General features: G+C 70.2%; 12 protein-coding genes, 2 tRNA genes and 1 pseudogene. 7 read left to right on the top strand and 8 right to left on the bottom strand.

Annotation, left to right across the window (positions count from 1 at the left end; all coding sequences use genetic code 11):
* Window positions 1-159 precede the first annotated feature (159 nt).
* A tRNA-Pro gene (locus tag AS594_RS22805) sits at window positions 160-236 on the bottom strand.
* A 137-nt stretch (window positions 237-373) separates the two neighbouring features.
* Between AS594_RS22805 and AS594_RS22800 the strand changes: the two genes are divergently transcribed.
* A tRNA-Gly gene (locus AS594_RS22800) sits at window positions 374-447 on the top strand.
* A gap of 96 nt (window positions 448-543) precedes the next feature.
* Here the strand turns inward: AS594_RS22800 and AS594_RS22795 are convergent.
* Window positions 544-738 (bottom strand): hypothetical protein, encoded by a 195-nt coding sequence (locus tag AS594_RS22795; protein WP_069928761.1) that lies wholly within the window; start codon window positions 736-738, stop codon window positions 544-546.
* A gap of 517 nt (window positions 739-1,255) precedes the next feature.
* On the opposite strand from AS594_RS22795, the gene AS594_RS22790 reads away from it, so the two are divergent.
* A complete protein-coding gene (locus AS594_RS22790; RefSeq protein WP_069928760.1) occupies window positions 1,256-2,482 on the top strand; it encodes an acyltransferase family protein in 1,227 nt (408 codons plus the stop codon).
* Here AS594_RS22790 and AS594_RS22785 read toward each other — a convergent pair.
* Complete coding sequence (locus AS594_RS22785) at window positions 2,479-2,958, bottom strand: HD domain-containing protein (RefSeq protein ID WP_069928759.1); 480 nt, start codon at window positions 2,956-2,958, stop codon at window positions 2,479-2,481. The two genes, AS594_RS22790 and AS594_RS22785, sit on opposite strands and share 4 nt — an antisense overlap.
* A 74-nt stretch (window positions 2,959-3,032) precedes the next feature.
* The gene (locus tag AS594_RS22780; protein WP_069928758.1) at window positions 3,033-4,178 is read right to left on the bottom strand and encodes a PP2C family protein-serine/threonine phosphatase; all 1,146 of its coding nucleotides are present in this window, start codon (window positions 4,176-4,178) and stop codon (window positions 3,033-3,035) included.
* 106 nt (window positions 4,179-4,284) lie between these two features.
* Here AS594_RS22780 and AS594_RS22775 point away from each other — a divergent pair, with 106 nt between their 5' ends.
* Window positions 4,285-5,517, top strand: coding sequence for a GNAT family N-acetyltransferase (locus AS594_RS22775; protein ID WP_069928757.1), 1,233 nt, complete (start codon window positions 4,285-4,287; stop codon window positions 5,515-5,517).
* Window positions 5,518-5,625: 108 nt separating this feature from the next.
* Here the strand turns inward: AS594_RS22775 and AS594_RS22770 are convergent, their stop codons facing one another.
* Together AS594_RS22770 and AS594_RS41230 are read right to left on the bottom strand one after the other, a co-directional pair.
* Window positions 5,626-6,432 carry an Fpg/Nei family DNA glycosylase gene (locus AS594_RS22770; RefSeq protein WP_069928756.1) on the bottom strand — a complete coding sequence of 269 codons (807 nt, stop codon included), beginning with the start codon at window positions 6,430-6,432 and terminating at the stop codon, window positions 5,626-5,628.
* Window positions 6,433-6,671: 239 nt separating this feature from the next.
* Window positions 6,672-7,159 (bottom strand): annotated as a pseudogene (locus tag AS594_RS41230) (ribose-5-phosphate isomerase).
* 204 nt (window positions 7,160-7,363) lie between these two features.
* Between AS594_RS41230 and AS594_RS22760 the strand changes: the two are divergent.
* Entirely contained in the window at window positions 7,364-8,836 is a 1,473-nt protein-coding gene (locus AS594_RS22760) for an amino acid permease (protein ID WP_069928754.1), read from the top strand.
* Between the two features lie 66 nt (window positions 8,837-8,902).
* Here the strand turns inward: AS594_RS22760 and AS594_RS22755 are convergent, their stop codons facing one another.
* Window positions 8,903-9,502, bottom strand: a complete 600-nt coding sequence (locus AS594_RS22755; protein ID WP_069928753.1) for a biotin transporter BioY — start codon at window positions 9,500-9,502, stop codon at window positions 8,903-8,905.
* A 279-nt stretch (window positions 9,503-9,781) separates the two neighbouring features.
* On the opposite strand from AS594_RS22755, the gene AS594_RS22750 reads away from it, so the two are divergent.
* Entirely contained in the window at window positions 9,782-11,158 is a 1,377-nt protein-coding gene (locus AS594_RS22750) for an amino acid permease (protein ID WP_069935324.1), read from the top strand.
* Window positions 11,159-11,278: 120 nt separating this feature from the next.
* Window positions 11,279-12,841, top strand: coding sequence for an amino acid permease (locus AS594_RS22745; RefSeq protein ID WP_079148735.1), 1,563 nt, complete (start codon window positions 11,279-11,281; stop codon window positions 12,839-12,841).
* Window positions 12,842-12,930: 89 nt separating this feature from the next.
* Here the strand turns inward: AS594_RS22745 and AS594_RS22740 are convergent, their stop codons facing one another.
* Window positions 12,931-14,430, bottom strand: a complete 1,500-nt coding sequence (locus AS594_RS22740; RefSeq protein ID WP_079148123.1) for an FGGY-family carbohydrate kinase — start codon at window positions 14,428-14,430, stop codon at window positions 12,931-12,933.
* Between the two features lie 142 nt (window positions 14,431-14,572).
* On the opposite strand from AS594_RS22740, the gene AS594_RS22735 reads away from it, so the two are divergent.
* The gene (locus AS594_RS22735; protein WP_069932291.1) at window positions 14,573-15,997 is read left to right on the top strand and encodes an ABC transporter substrate-binding protein; all 1,425 of its coding nucleotides are present in this window, start codon (window positions 14,573-14,575) and stop codon (window positions 15,995-15,997) included.
* Window position 15,998: the final 1 nt, after the last annotated feature.

Genomic DNA, 15,998 nt, shown 5'->3' with positions numbered 1-15,998 from the left:
GGGGCTGACTTCTGGGGTTCTGCTGGGCCGCGCGGATGGCGGCTTCGCCGTTCGAGCCCGGCACATCAGACACACGGGCACGAGTTTGCATAGTAACGGCAAGCAGGAAGACTCCCACAATGCGATCTTGGTCGGGATCGCGCGGGATCATGTGTGTGATGGTCGGGGTGGCCGGATTCGAACCGACGACCTTCCGCTCCCAAAGCGGACGCGCTACCAAGCTGCGCCACACCCCGTCGGTGCGACACGTAGGGTACATGGCCGCGGACAGTACGGCCGCCGCTTTACGGGGGGCGTATCGGGTGTGCGCCGACCGCCGGGAACCCGCTACGATGCTCTTCGTGCCGCGGTCACGTGACCGGCGGTGCGCTGTGCGGGCGTAGCTCAATGGTAGAGCCCTAGTCTTCCAAACTAGCTACGCGGGTTCGATTCCCGTCGCCCGCTCCACGGCCTCCGGCCCGGCTCGGTGATACGTCACCGAGCCGGGCCGGACGCGTTTGCGGAGCCGTGGCGCTCCCGGGGGCCGCCGTTCCGGCCGCCCCCTCAGAAACTGATCTCGTTTATGGTCTCCGCCAGCGAGTTCAGGAAGCGGTTGATCGACGGCGCCATGCCGGTGGACGCGAGGAAGAAGCCGAAGAGCACGGCCACCACCGCCGGTCCCGCCTTGATCGAGCCCCCGCGGATCAACACCACCAGGACGATCGCCAACAGAAGCACCACAGACAGTGAAATGGCCACAACTGATCACACCCTCGGTCGGTCCGCCTTGCCGGCCCGGGAGCGCACGGCCCAGCGCACTCCCGCAGGCACCATCGTGCCACCAACTCACCACTGGTGGTTGCCGCGTGACGCAACGTCGGCACGTGGTTCGCGCCGTCGGCAGGCCCGGCGTGCACCCCGGGGCGCGGGCGCCGCACATGCGCGCCGCTGAATTGATCTGCCCCGTGCGGCAGTTATTAGGCATGATCGTTTCGCTATCCACACATCACGTTCGCAGGAAATTCGAATTGCGTGGACGCCCACATCTCGATGACCGGTAAAGACGCAATGAAACGGGACATATCACCAGAGTCGCCCGCTGGCGTTATGCACCATTTAATCTGGATGAGTTACCCCATACGGGGGTGAAAATGTGAGCCCGGCCATAAAAACCCATCACTATGTCGACTTCTCCGTCCACGGGGTACTCACACGAATAGCAGAGAGCGGCGAACGAGGTTTTACGGAATCCGGGGGCGCAGCTAGGGTGCCTCAGATGTTTCACGCTCCGCACGGATATCAGAGGGCCCCGCTCCCCCCGGCCCGGGAGCAGGAGCCCGAAACACCCCTCGCACGGACCGCCTCGGCCACCGCCCACGGGTACGGGACCGACGCGCCCCCCACGCCGGCCCGTGCCGCGACCCCCGTCCCCCTTCCGGGCGCCACCCCGGCCCCCAAGCAGCGCGACGCCTTCTTCGACAACGCGAAGTACCTGGCGATCGTCCTGGTGGCGATGGCGCACATGTGGGAGCCGGTGATGGACGGCAGCCGCGCCACCCGCGCGCTGTACATCGTCGTCTACAGCTTCCACATGCCGGCTTTCATCATCATCTCCGGCTACTTCTCACGTGGCTTCGATCTGAGCCGCAAGAAGCTCCAGCGCCTGATCACGGGCGTCGCCGTACCGTATGTGATCTTTGAGACCGCCTACACACTCTTCAAGCGGTGGGCCGACGACCCCGACCAGTCCATCAGCCTGCTCGACCCCTGGTACCTGACCTGGTTCCTGATCGCCCTGTTCGTGTGGCGGCTGACCACCCCGGTCTGGCAGTCACTGCGCCATCCCCTGCCGGTGGCGCTGGCCATCGCCGTCCTCGCCTCCGTGACCCCCAACATCGGAGACGACCTCAACCTCCAGCGCGTGCTCCAGTTCCTGCCGTACTTCGTGCTCGGTCTGCTGCTGAAGCCGGAGCACTTCCGGATGGTGCGCCGGCGCGAGGTCCGGCTGCTGGCCGTTCCCGTGGTCCTGTGCACGCTGCTCTTCGCGTACTGGGCCGCCCCCCGCCTCGGGCTCGGGTGGTTCTACCACAGCAGCGCCTCGCAGCAGATCGGCGCGCCCTGGTGGGCCGGGGTCGTCATGACCTTCGCCCTCTTCGGGTGCTCGCTGATCCTGACGGCCTGCTTCCTGGCCTGGGTCCCGGGCCGCAGGATGTGGTTCACGGTGCTCGGCGCCGGCACCCTCGGCGGATACCTGCTGCACGGCTTCCTGGTGAAGGGCGCGGGCTACGCCAACCTGTTCGAGACGTACCCGTGGCTCTCGACGCCGCTCGGCGAGATCTTCGTGACCGTCGCGATCGCCGTCGCGGTCACGCTGCTCTGCACCCCGTTCGTGCGGCGGATGTTCCGCTGGGCGATGGAGCCCGAGATGAACTGGGCCTTTCGCCGCGATCCGGTCGAGAACGCCCGGCAGCGGGAGCGCCGTTCGCTGATCAGGGCCTCCTAGAGGGAGGCGGTCCGGGCAGCGGTCCCGGGCCGGGGTTCCAGTCCTAGGAGACGGTGTACCTCCGCGTATTTGAGCGTGAGCCGGGCCCTGGTCGCCTCGTCGAGTACGGCGAGACGGCCGGGGTCCGCGTTGTGTGCGAGGTCCGCCTCCTTGACCAGGAGCGCTCCGGGCGTCGCGAGGACGCGCCGGGTGTACGCGCGCAGGTCCTCCCCCGGGCGCTTGGTCACCGCGAGCACCATGTCCTTGGTGGCCTGCGGAAGTTCCGCCGCCGCCAGCCACCCCGCCGACAGTGCGCCGTCCTCGACCGCGTCGTGCAGCCAGGCCGCGGCGATCTGCTCCTCGGAGCCGCCCCGCGCGCGGACGCCCTCGGCGACGGCGGCGAGATGCTCGGTGTACGGGCGGCCGGCCTTGTCGGTCTGGGTGGCGTGCGCGGCCCGGGCCACGGCCTCGACCTCGGCCAGTGTCAGATTCGGCATGGTCCGACTGTACGGACTGGAACCAGGGCGGTACGGACTCGGACCGGGGCTGTACGGACCGGGACCGGGGCCGGTTACGCGTCGTGGCAGATCAGGAGGAGCGCGCGGTCGTCGTTGACGTCCTTCGCCACCGCTTCGATCAGGTGCCACGCGGCGCCCTGGAAGCCGCAGGACACGTAACGGTCGGCCTCGCCGGTCAGGCGGTCGATGCCTTCCGCGATGTCCCGGCCCGACGCCTCCACCAGGCCGTCGGTGAACAGCATCAGTACGTCGCCGGGCTCCAGCGAGCCCTTGCAGGAGTCGAACTGGGCGCCGTCGTACACACCGAGCAGCGGGCCCTCGCCGGACTTCTCCTCCCAGCGTCCGCTGCCCGCGTGCAGCTGGAGAGCGGGGAGGTGACCCGCCGACAGGAGTTCGTAGTCGCCGGAGTCCAGGTCCAGGACCAGGTGGATGGAGGTCGCGAAACCCTCCTCCCAGTCCTGGCGCAGCAGGTAGCCGTTGGCGGCGGGGAGGAAGCCGTGCGGCGGGAGCGAGCCCAGCAGTCCGCCGAACGCGCCGGACAGGAGCAGGGCACGCGAGGCGGCGTCCATGCCCTTGCCCGACACGTCGGTGAGTACGACCTCCAGGGTGCGGCCGCCGTTCGTGCGGGCCGCGACCACGAAGTCGCCGGAGAAGGACTGGCCGCCCGCCGGGCGCAGGGCCATCTCGCTGTGCCAGTTCTTCGGCAGGCGGGGCAGCGCGCTCTGTACCCGGATGCGTTCGCGCAGGTCGAAGAGCATCGTGCCGCCGCGTCGCCACGGAACGCCGACCCTGGCCCGGAACTGGGCGATGATCAGGCCGAAGAAGCCGCAGGCCGCGACCGTGAGGACGGTGCCGGGGGTGACCGTGGCCGGGCCCCCCGCGTAGGGGCCGAGCGCGACCGACTCGACGATCAGCCCGCCGGCGGCCGCGGCGTACAGGCCGAGCAGGCTTGCGGGGCGCAGCAGCAGGCCGCCGGCCACGATCGGCAGCACGAGCATGGCCGGCGCGCACCAGACCGGCGACACGATCGTGCCGAGGACGATCGCCGGGACCGTCAGCAGCAGGCCGGCCAGGGCGATCCAGTCCGAGCCGTCTCCCCGGAAGTAGTCGACGCCGGATTTGCGCAGCGCGATCCGGGCCCGGTGCGCCGACTTGCGCGTCCGTGCCGAGAACGATTCGGTTCCCACTCCAGCTGCCATTGCGGTGGACCCTATCCATCCCCGCCGCTCCTCCGCAGGGGGACCCCTGTGACATTGTGTTCGAAATTGGGTCGCTCGAATGCCGGTGGCCTGGTAGGCATGGCATATGACCACCGAATTACGCGTGTTGCGTGCGAGTGAGTGGGACGACTGGTTCGAGGCGGTCGAGCTCGCCTTCGGGGGTGTGCCCGAGAGTGCGGAGGAGCGGGCGTTCGACCGCGCGGTGACCGAGCCGGCCCGCAGCCTCGGCGTCTGGGACGGGCAGCAGTGCGTCGGCACGGCGAGCGCGTTCTCCTTCCGGCTGTCCGTGCCGGGCGGCGCGCTGGTGCCCGCGGCCGGTGTGAGCCTGGTGAGCGTCGCGGCGACGCACCGGCGGCGCGGCGTCCTGACCGAGATGATGCGGCGCCAGCTCTACGACGTGCGGGAATGGGGCGAGCCGCTCGCGCTGCTCACCGCTTCCGAGCCAGCGATCTACGGACGTTTCGGGTACGGCGCGGCAACACAGCAGCTGGCCGCGGAGATCGACACGGCGCGGGTGCGGCTGGAGGTGCCGCCCGGGACGGACGACGTACGGCTGCGGTCCGCCGCGCCGGCGGACGTGCGGGACGCCTGCGAGACGGTGTACGCGCGGAACGTGCCGGCCCGGCCCGGGATGCTCGCCCGCAGGCCGCACTGGGACCGGATGCCGCTGCTCGACCCGGAGAGCGACCGGGACGGCGCGTCGCCGCTGCGGTGCGTACTGGCCGAGCGTGCGGGCGATGTGGTGGGGTATGCCCGGTTCCACTTCAAGCCGGAGTGGAAATGGGCCGGTTCCGACGCCACGGTCGTGCTGCGGGACCTGGAGGCGCTCGACCCCGCGGCGAACGCCGCGCTGTGGCGCTTCCTCTTCGACATCGACCTGGCATCGAAGGTCTGGGTCCGCAACCGGCCCGTGGACGACGCCTGGCAGCACCTTGTCTCGGACATCCGGCGGTGCGACGTACGGGTGCGGGACTCGCTCTATGTGCGGCTGGTGGGGCTGGGGGCGGCGCTGGAGGCGCGCGCGTACCAGGCCCCGGTGGACGTCGTCTTCGAGGTGGCCGACGCCTTCTGCCCCTGGAACGAGGGGCGTTGGCGGCTGACCGGAGACGCGAAGGGCGGTGCGTCGTGCAAGCGTACGGACGAGGCGGCGGATCTGGCGCTGTCCGTACGGGAGCTGGGGGCGGCGTACCTCGGCGGCGTCAGCCTGGCCTCGCTGGCGGCGGCGGGGCGGGTGCGTGAGCTGCGGCCGGGGGCGCTCGCCGAGGCGTCGCAGGCGTTCGGCGCGGGGGTCGCGCCCTGGCTTCCGCACGGGTTCTGACCGGTTCCGGCAACGCAGGTTCCGGCAACGCAGGTTCCGGCGCGTACGTTCCGGCAACGCAGGTTCCGGCCGTGCCGGCTTGGTCGGTTTCCGGTTGGTCGGTTTTGGTCAGCCCTGGCAGCCCGGGCACCAGAAGAGGTTGCGGGCGGCGAGACCGGCGGTGCGGATCTCGCCGCCACAGATGTGGCAGGGAAGGTTCGCCCTGCGGTAGACGTAGACCTCGCCGCCGTGGTCGTCGACCCGGGGCGGGCGGCCCATCGCTTCGGGCATGTGTGCGGGGCGGACCGTGTCGATGCGGTTGTTCCGTACGCCCTCGCGCATGAGGACGGCAAGGTCCTCCCAGATCGCGTCCCACTCGCGGCGGGTGAGGTCCCTGCCCGCGCGGTACGGGTCGATGCCGTGCCGGAAGAGGACTTCGGCGCGGTAGACGTTGCCGACGCCCGCGACGACCTTCTGGTCCATGAGCAGCGCGGCGATGGTGGTGCGGCTGCGGGAGACGCGCTGCCATGCCTTGTCGGGCGCAGCATCGGGGCGCAGGGGGTCCGGGCCGAGGCGGTCGTGTATCGCCTGCTTCTCACCGTCGGTGATCAGGGCGCAGGTGGTGGGACCGCGCAGGTCGGCGTAGTGGTCGGCGTTGACCAGGCGCAGGCGGACCGTGTCGGTGGGGGGTGGAGCGGGGGCCGCGCCGAAGCCGAGCTTGCCGAAGAGGCCGAGGTGGATGTGGACCCAGCCGGTGTCCTCGAAGCCGAGGAAGAGGTGCTTGCCGTGTGCGTCGGCGGCGTTCAGCCCGGCGCCGTCCAGGAGGGCGGCGCTGTCCGCGAACTTGCCCTGGGGACTGGTGACGCGTACCGGCGTGCCCAGGAAGCGGGCGCGGTGGTCGTCCGCCAGGCGGTGGATGGTGTGCCCCTCGGGCATGGCTGCGGTCTCCTGCGGGTCCTGCGGGGTCGGTACCGCGGCGGGTTCGGGCTGCCGGGGGCGCGCCGGGCGTCTCCTCGGGCGTTCGAAACACTCGGGTACTGCCGGGCCGGCCCGGTCGTCCCGCTGCCGGTGTGACGGGTGCGGGAGGCGGTGCCTGTCCCCCGGGCCGGTGGGGCTCGGGAGCAGCTGGGACCCGCACCGGGCGCTGGGGCCCGGTGCGGGACTCGGGCTGCGGGTTACGGCTGCTGGGGGTGGTGGGCCGGAATCGGGGGAGGTCGCCGGTCTGCTCGTACGCCGCCAGCATGTCGATGCGGCGCTGGTGGCGCTCCTCGCCCGAGTACGGGGTGGCGAGGAAGATCTCCACGAACTTCGTCGCCTCGTCCTGGGTGTGCATGCGGCCACCGATGGAGATGACGTTGGCGTCGTTGTGCTCACGGCCGAGCGCCGCGGTCTGCTCGCTCCAGGCCAGTGCGGCGCGTACGCCCTTGACCTTGTTCGCGGCGATCTGCTCGCCGTTGCCGGAGCCGCCGATCACGATGCCCAGGCTCTCCGGGTCCGCGGCGGTCTTCTCCGCGGCACGCAGGCAGAACGGCGGGTAGTCGTCCAGGGCGTCGTAGATGTGGGGGCCGCAGTCGACGGGCTCGTGCCCGTGGGCCTTCAGCCACTCGACGAGATGGTTCTTGAGTTCGTATCCGGCATGGTCGGAACCGAGGTACACGCGCATGGGACGAGTGTGGCACGGGCGGCTCCGGGTAGCCGTCGCCGGGGTGAGGGCCGGGGTGCGCGCCGAGGTGTGGATCCGGGGGCGGATCGGTGCTTGCTTCGGATTTCGTACAACGATCCGGAATCGGGCCTTCCGTCTGCCGTCACTTCCAGTTTGAATGCGGGGGCTCGTAACCCGAGTGCCCCAAGAAGCTAAGGATTGTGCATGAGCGCGCAGCCGACCCTTGCGAAGGCAGGCGGAAACCCGGTACAGCCAGGGAATCCGCAGTCTTCGGACGGTCTCCAGGCCGGTCTCAAGAACCGCCATCTGTCCATGATCGCCATTGGCGGTGTCATCGGCGCCGGTCTGTTCGTGGGATCGAGCGGCGGCATCGCGGCCGCCGGTCCGGCGATTCTTCTGTCGTACACACTCGTCGGCGCCCTTGTCGTCTTCGTCATGCGGATGCTCGGCGAGATGGCCGCCGCGAACCCGACGTCCGGCTCCTTCTCGGCGTACGCGGACCGCGCGCTCGGGCGCTGGGCCGGGTTCTCCATCGGCTGGCTCTACTGGTTCTTCTGGGTCGTGGTGCTGGCGGTCGAGGCGACCGCGGGCGCGAAGATCCTCGAAGGCTGGATACCCGCCGTGCCGCAGTGGGGCTGGGCGCTGATCGTGATGGTCGTGCTGACCGCCACGAACCTGGTGTCCGTCTCGTCCTACGGTGAGTTCGAGTTCTGGTTCGCCGGGATCAAGGTCGTGGCGATCGGCGGCTTCGTCGTCATCGGTCTGCTGGCCGTCTTCGGTGTGCTGCCGGGGTCCGACAACCCGGGCACCGGGTTCGCGCACCTGACCGACAGCGGCGGGTTCTTCCCGCACGGGCCCGGCGCGATCCTGACCGGTGTGCTGATGGTCGTCTTCTCGTTCATGGGCAGCGAGATCGTCACGCTGGCCGCCGGCGAGTCCTCGGACCCGCAGCGCGCCGTGACCAAGGCCACGAACAGCGTGATCTGGCGCATCGGCGTCTTCTACCTCGGTTCGATCTTCGTCGTGCTGACGCTGCTGCCGTGGAACGACAAGTCGATCCTCAAGGACGGCTCGTACGTCGCCGCTCTGAACTCGATCGGCATCCCGCACGCCGGCCAGATCATGAACGTCATCGTGCTGACCGCCGTGCTGTCGTGCCTGAACTCCGGGCTCTACACCGCCTCGCGGATGGCGTTCTCGCTGGGGCAGCGCGGTGACGCGCCGAAGTCGTTCGCGGTCACGAACAAGCAGGGTGTACCCACGGCGGCGATCCTGTCGTCGGTCGCCTTCGGCTTCGTGGCGGTCTTCTTCAACTACAAGTGGCCCGACACGGTGTTCGCGTTCCTGCTGAACTCCTCGGGCGCTGTGGCGCTGTTCGTCTGGCTGGTCATCTGCTTCACGCAGCTGCGCATGCGCGGCATCATCCTGCGCGAGGCGCCGGAGAACCTGATCGTGAAGATGTGGCTCTTCCCGTACCTGACGTGGGCGACCGCCGCGATGATCACCTTCGTGATCGTCTACATGGCGTTCGACGACGCGGCGCGCGAGCAGGTGCTGCTGTCGCTGCTGGTGGCCGCTGTCGTGGTCGGCATCGCGTTCGTGCGCGAGAAGCTGCGGCGCGGCCGGGAGGCGAACGGCCTCGCGGGCGTCGAGACCGTCGAGACTGTCGAGAAGTAGGCAGACATACCGAAGGGCCCGCACCTCAAGGACGAGGTGCGGGCCCTTCCGTATGACCAGGGGGCCTCAGCCGCGGTCGACGAGCTTCCACGCCGTCGGCAGCGCGCCCATCGCCAGCGCCGCCTTCAGCGCGTCGCCGATCAGGAACGGGACGAGGCCCACCGCCACCGCCGCGCTCAGCGACATGCCGGTCGAGAGGGCGAGGTACGGGACGCCGATCGCGTAGATGAGCGCCGAGCCCAGGACCATCGTGCCCGCGGTGCGCAGCACCGAGCGGTCGCCGCCCCGGCGGGCCAGTGCGCCGACCACGGTGGCGGCCAGCAGCATGCCGAGTACGTAGCCGAAGGAGGCGCCGCCCGCGCCCGAGGTGCCGCCCGCGAACCACGGCACGCCGGCCATGCCGACCAGGGCGTACAGCGCGAGGGAGAGGAAGCCGCGGCGGGCGCCGACGGCGGTGCCGACCAGCAGCGCCGCGAAGGTCTGGCCGGTGACGGGGACCGGGGAGCCCGGGACCGGGACCGCGATCTGGGCCGCGATGCCGGTGAGCGCGGCGCCGCCGAGCACCAGGGCCGCGTCGCGGGCGAAGGCCCGCGCGGCGGTGGTGGTGGAGGGCAGCAGGTCGGCGAGGACCGCTCCGGGGCGGGCGGTGGCGGCAACAGTGCTCATCGGGACTCCGCGGGAGGAAGGGCTGGGGCAGGAATGGACCATGTGACCGTAGCCCAGGGGTTAACGAGCGATCACCGTCAGCCGCCGACAAAGGGGAGGTTGACGGTGTGGTGGGGTTCGCACAAAGGGCGGACGGTAATCCGGTGATGGCGTGATGCTCGTCACTGAGGTCGGGGGCTTGGAGCGCGGTTTTGCGGAAGTGGCGCGTGCTCGGCCAGACTGTAGGTTCTTGCCAAATGGCCACTTGGCCCCCTGAACATCTCCAGAGCTGCGAGCACCATGCAAGACGTCACGGCCGAGCCCCTCGCCCACGGGCTCAAGCAGCGCCACCTGACCATGCTCGGCCTCGGCGGGGTGATCGGCGCCGGTCTGTTCGTGGGCTCGGGCGCCGGCATCGCGGTCGCGGGCCCCGGCATCGTCGTCTCGTATCTGATCGCGGGCGCGCTGGCGATGCTGGTGATGCGGATGCTCGGCGAGATGTCCGCGGCGATGCCCGCGTCCGGGTCCTTCTCGGTGCATGCCGAGCGGGCACTGGGGCGTTGGGCCGGGTTCAGCGTGGGGTGGCTGTACTGGTTCCTGCTGGTCGTGGTGCTGGCGGTGGAGGCCACGGCGGCGGCGCAGATCGCGCACGGGTGGCTGCCGGCGGTCGCGCAGTGGGCCTGGGTGCTGATCTTCATGGTCCTGTTCACCTGCGCGAACCTGGCGGCCGTGAAGAACTTCGGCGAGTTCGAGTTCTGGTTCGCCGCGCTCAAGGTCGCGGCGATCGTGCTGTTCCTCGGGCTGGGGCTGCTGGCGGTCTTCGGCGTGCTGCCGGAGACGGAGCCGGTCGGGTTCACGCATCTGACGGGCGCTGCGGGCGGGTTCCTGCCGAACGGGTGGGAAGGCGTCGTCTCCGGCGTGCTCGCCGTGGTGTTCGCCTTCGGTGGTCTGGAGGTCGTGACGATCGCCGCCGCCGAGACCGAGGACCCGGCCCGCAACGTCGCCCGCGCGGTGCGCGCCGCCGTGTGGCGCATCCTCTTCTTCTACGTCGGTTCGATGCTGGTCATCGTCACCGTGCTGCCCTGGACCGCGCAGCAGGCGGGGCTCAGTCCGTACGTCACCGTGCTGGACGCGATCGGCGTTCCGGCGGCCGGGCAGATCATGAACATCGTGGTGTTCGTGGCACTGCTGTCCGCGCTCAACGCGAATCTGTACGGCTCCTCCCGGATGGTGTTCTCGCTCGCCGAGCGCGGCGAGGCGCCGAAGGGGCTGCTGAAGGTATCGGGCGGCGAAGGCGGCGGGGTTCCCCGGCGGGCCGTGCTGGCATCGGTCACCTTCGGATTCGTGTCCGTACTCCTCAATCTCCTGTGGCCCGACACGGTCTTCCTCTACATGCTCAACGCGGTGGGCGCGGTGCTGCTGTTCGTCTGGGGGCTGATCGCGGCCTCGCAGCTGCGTCTGCGCCGACGCATCGAGCGCGAGGCACCGCAGACGCTGACGCTCAGGATGTGGGGCTTTCCCTGGCTCACCTGGGTCACGCTGGCCGGGCTCGGCGGCGTACTCGTGCTGATGCTCACGGACGACGCGGCGCGGCCGCAGGTGATGTGGTCGGCCGGCGCTACCGGGGCGGTGCTCGTGGTGGCGATGGTGAGGGAGTTGCGCGCTCGGCGTGCGTGAGTGTTCACAAGGTGTGAGCGTGGTGTCCGTATAGCGGTCAAGTGTTCCCTGTGAGCGGTGCGCGTACCCAGACTGTGGCGTCTGTTCCCCCCGGTCTCAGCTAATGAACAGGGCACACCCATGTCTCGGACTTCCGCGCCGGCGCCCGTCGAGGGTACCGACGCCGTCGGTTCTGCCGACAACAAGGTCGACTCGCCGCTCACGCACGGACTCAAGCAACGCCATCTGTCGATGATCGCCCTCGGCGGTGTCATCGGCGCGGGCCTCTTCGTCGGTTCGGGTGCGGGCATCGCCGCCGCCGGTCCCTCGATCATCGTCGCGTACGCGATATCCGGGCTGCTGGTCATGCTCGTGATGCGCATGCTCGGAGAGATGTCGGCCGCCAACCCGGCCTCCGGCTCCTTCTCCGTGCACGCCGAGCGGGCGATCGGTCCGTGGGCGGGCTTCACGGCGGGCTGGGCGTTCTGGTTCCTGCTCTGCGTGGCGGTCGGCCTCGAAGGCATCGGCGCCGCGAAGATCATGGTGGGCTGGTTCCCGGACACGCCCGAGTGGGCGTGGGTCGCCCTCTTCATGCTGGTGTTCTGCTGCACGAACCTGGCGGCCGTGAAGAACTTCGGCGAGTTCGAGTTCTGGTTCGCCGCGCTCAAGATCGGCGCGATCACCCTCTTCCTGAGTATCGGCGCCCTCGCGATCCTGGGCATCCTGCCGGGCTCCGACACCCCCTCCCCCGGGGCGGAGAACCTCACGGGCATCGGCGGCTTCATGCCGAACGGTTCCGAGGGCCTCATCGTCGGTCTGCTGGCCTCGGTGTTCGCGTACGGCGGCCTGGAGACGGTCACCATCGCCGCGGCCGAGTCCGAGCGTCCGGTCGCGGGCGTCGCGAAGGCCGTGCGTACGGCGATGTGGCGCATCGCGATCTTCTACATCGGCTCGATGGCGGTCATCGTCACGCTGGTGCCGTGGAACGACAAGGCCGTGGTCGCCAAGGGGCCGTACGTCGCGACCCTTGACCACCTCGGCATCCCGGCCGCCGGTCAGATCATGAACGTGGTCGTGCTCGTCGCCCTGCTGTCCGCGATGAACGCCAACGTCTACGGTGCCTCGCGCATGGCCTGCTCGCTGGTTTCACGCCGTCAGGGGCCGAAGGCCCTGGGCGCGGTGTTCGGCGGCGTTCCGCGCATCGCGGTGCTGGTGTCTTCGGTGTTCGGCTTCGCGTGCGTGCTGCTGAGCTACTGGCGGCCGAACGACATCTTCCTGTGGCTGCTCAACATGATCGGCGCGCTGATCCTGGTCGTATGGATCTTCATCGCCGTCTCGCAGCTGCTGCTGCGGCGGCGGACCGAGCGCGAGGCGCCGGAGAAGCTCGTCGTGAAGATGTGGTTCTACCCGGTGCTGACCTGGGTCGCGCTGGCCGGCATGGCGGCGGTGTTCGTCCTGATGGCCCGTGAGGAAGGCACGCGGCTTCAGCTGTACTGGAGCGGCGGGCTGACGCTGTTCTTGGCTGTGGTGGGCTTCGTGCTGCAAAAGGTGCGGAAGCCGGAGGCTGGCGCCGGCGACGAGGTGACGCCTCCGGTCGCGGTTTCTGTTGCCAAGGCCGATGCCGATGCCGCTGATTCCGGCGCGGACGCTGCCGGCGACGCCGCCGGCGACGGCAAGGCCGCCGGCTCGCCCAAGGACGACTGAGCGATTCGCCGCTGTACGAACGGACCCCCCGGCCCTGGTGGCCGGGGGGTTCTGTGCGTACTCCCCAGGAGGGCCGGGTGGTCCGGGGATCAGGTGTCCAGTCTCGCCAGGGCGTGGGCCGCCACCGGCTTCGGCAGCCAGGACCGGTGTTCCAGTTCGGTGACCAGGCGGGCGTACGGGTCCATGAACGCGGCTGTGCGGGACGGGTCCGGGTCCAGGGTGTGGCGGATGCGGACCATGGAGCGCGCCGCCCCGGCCAGGTCGTCCGCCTCGCCCGCCCCGTACGCCGCCAGTACCGCCATGCCGAGGGCCGGTTCCGTGTGTTCGGGGATGCGGGACGGGCGGCCGAGGATGTCGGTGCGCAGACGGTTCCAGTACGCGCTGCGGGCCGCGCCGCCGGTGAACGTCAAGGGGCCCTCCACCGGCGCGCCCAGGTAGTGGAGGTAGTCCAGGCACAGGCGTTCCGCGTACCCGATGCCCTGGAGCGACGCGGCCCACCGGTCACCCTCCGACGTACCGCCGCCGAGGACGAAGGCCGTGGCCTGCGGGGCGCGGAACGGGAAGCGCTCGCCCCGTGAGGTGAGGGGGTAGGCCAGGGCCACGGAGGGTTCGTGACGGGCGGCGAGGCGGTCGAGGCGCGCCGGGTCCGCGCCCGGGAAGGCGGTTCGCAGGGCGCCCGCGCCTACGCTCGACGCGCCGCCGGGGAGCCAGTTGCCGTCCGGGGAGCGGTGGTTGTAGACGATGCCGGCGGGGTCGCGCACGGGGGTGGCGGCCACGCCCTTGAGGACGAGCGTGGTGCCGAGTACGGAGTTCCAGGCGCCGATGTGCAGGGCGCCCGAGGCGATCTGGGCCGCGCAGCCGTCCGTCATGCCGGCGACGACCGGGGTCCCGGCGGGGATCCCGGTCTCGGCCGACGCCGGTCCGGTGACCTCGCCCAGGCGGGTTCCCGGGCGTACGACGTCGGGGAAGAGGGCGGCGGGCAGGCCGAGGAGGGCGAGGGCTTCCGCCGGCCAGGTGTCGCGCTCCAGGTCGTAGCCCGTCTTCAGGGCGTGGCTGGAGTCGGTGGCGACCGGGCCGCCGGTGAGGCGGGCGGTGACCGTGTCGGCCTGGTGGGCCAGCCGCACCGGACTCCGGCCCACGGTCCCGGCGCGCCGCCGGACCATCCAGAGCGCCTTGGGCAGGCCCCAGCTCGGCGGTACGCCCGCCTCGCCGGCCTCCGGTGCGGCGCGCCCGTCGTCGTACATCAGGCCGGGGGTGAGCGGGTGACCGTACGGGTCGGTGAGCAGGACCGTGCCCGAGGTGGAGCACACCGCCAGCGCGCGGAGTCTGCGCGCCGGTACGCCGCTGAGCGCGGCCCGGGTCGCGGTGCGGACGGCCACCCACCAGTCGCCGGGGTCCTGCTCGTGGCGTACGCCGGTGCGCCGGCCGGTCAGCGGCGCCGAGCCGCTGCCCAGCACGTGGCCGCGAGTGGTCACGACCACCGCCCGGGCGCCCTGCGTACCGAGGTCGATGCCCAGCCAGGCCGCGTCGTCGTGGGACCCGCCGGCCCCGTTGGACCCGTTGGACTCGTCGGACTTGTCGGACCGCACACGAGCCTCCCGCGCGTATCGGCGGCGTCTGTGAAGTTCTCACTGTGCACCGAGATATTCCGTTGCGCGAGGGATTGACGCCCAACTACCGCTGTTCCAAGCTCTGTTAACCAATCGACTGCACGTGTTGGCGGAGGTCGTGATGGAGATGCGCGTACCTGACCGGCGGCGGTTCCTCGCCCTCACGGCGGCCGCTTCCGCCACGCCGCTGCTGAGCGCCTGCGGCGCCGGCTTCGGCGGTGACGGACAGAGCGGGGGCGGCGGGTCGGCCGCCGACGACGTCACCGGCTCCTTCGACTGGAAGAAGGCGAAGGGCAGGACGGTCAAGGCGCTGCTCAACAAGCACCCGTACACCGATGCGCTGATCGCCGACCTCAGGTCCTTCACCGAGAAGACCGGCATCAAGGTCGAGTACGACGTCTTCCCCGAGGACAACTACTTCGACAAGCTCACCGTGGACCTGTCCAGCGGGCGCGCGTCGTACGACATCTTCATGCTCGGCGCCTACATGGTCTGGCAGTACGGGCCGCCCGGGTGGCTGGAGGACCTCGGCCCGTGGATGAGCAACTCCTCGGCCACCGGCGCCGAATGGGACCAGGGGGACTTCTTCCCGAACCTCCTCCAGGCCGACCAGTGGTCGCTCAAGGCCGGCGCGCCGCTCGGACAGGGCGGGCAGTACGCGCTGCCGTGGGGCTGGGAGACGAACGTCGTCGCGTACAACACCGAGGTGTTCAAGAAGCTGGGGCTGAAGCCGGCCGAGACCTTCGACGAACTGCGCGAGATATCCGGCGCCATCAAACGCAGGGCGCCGGGAGCGGGCTTCGACGGGATGTACGGCGTCGCGGTGCGCGGGTCGCGGAGCTGGGCGACGATCCACCCCGGCTTCATGACGATGTACTCGCGGTACGGGCTGAAGGACTTCACGGTCGACGGCGGGAAGATCAAGCCCGCCATGAACACCCCGGAGGCCGTGGCCTTCACCCGGGACTGGGCGGAGATGGTCAGGAAGGGCGGGCCGCCGTCCTGGACGTCGTACACCTGGTACCAGTGCTCCAGCGACCTGGGCGCGAAGAAGGCCGGGATGCTCTTCGACGCCGACACGGCCGCGTACTTCCAGGCGGTGAAGGGCGCGTCGCCCGCCGCCGGGAAGATCGCCTTCCATCCGGGGCCGAAGGGGCCGGGCGGGTCGCTCGCCACGAACATGTGGATCTGGTCGCTCGGCATGAACGCCAAGAGCAAGAACAAGCACGCGGCGTGGCTGTTCCTCCAGTGGGCGACCGGCAAGGAGCACCTGCGCAAGGCGGCGGTCGAGGGCAACCACATCGACCCGGTCAGGAAGTCCGTCAGTCAGGACCCCGCGTACAAGGACAAGATGAAGGGGCTGGAGGGCTTCATCGAGACCTTCGAGACGGTCGTCGACCAGACGAAGATCCAGTTCACGCCGCAGGAGCAGTTCTTCGACGCGACGACGAGCTGGGCGGCCTCGCTCCAGGAGATCTACGGCGGCAAGAACGCCAAGTCGGTACTGAACGGCCTGGCGAGCGACCTGGCCTCCAAGGTCGGGTGAC

Source organism: Streptomyces agglomeratus (assembly GCF_001746415.1).
Classification (GTDB): Bacteria; Actinomycetota; Actinomycetes; order Streptomycetales; family Streptomycetaceae; genus Streptomyces; species Streptomyces agglomeratus.
The sequence above is the reverse complement of the archived record's forward strand: the minus strand, read 5'-3'. Positions and strand labels throughout refer to the sequence as shown.